Below are 255 nucleotides of genomic sequence, written 5' to 3' on the forward strand. Positions count from 1 at the left end.
CCAGGATTGCGCCGTCCATCTGTGCGGCACCGGTGATCATGTTCTTGACGTAGTCGGCGTGGCCGGGGCAGTCAACGTGCGCGTAGTGACGGTTAGCCGTCTCGTACTCGACGTGAGCGGTGTTGATAGTGATACCGCGCGCACGCTCTTCAGGAGCGGCATCGATCTGCGAGTAGTCTTTTGCTTCGCCACCAAACTTCTTGGACAGAACAGTCGTGATCGCTGCGGTCAACGTCGTTTTGCCGTGGTCAACGT

At 58.4% G+C, this 255-nt stretch carries 1 protein-coding gene; it reads right to left on the reverse strand.

All coding sequences use genetic code 11. The annotated features are described in order from the left end of the window. A partial coding sequence (locus tag QWY27_RS15285; RefSeq protein ID WP_290199291.1) for a GTP-binding protein occupies positions 1 to 255 on the reverse strand: 255 nt, incomplete at both ends.

It is taken from the genome of Zwartia vadi (assembly GCF_030410375.1).
Taxonomy (GTDB): Bacteria; Pseudomonadota; Gammaproteobacteria; order Burkholderiales; family Burkholderiaceae_B; genus Zwartia; species Zwartia vadi.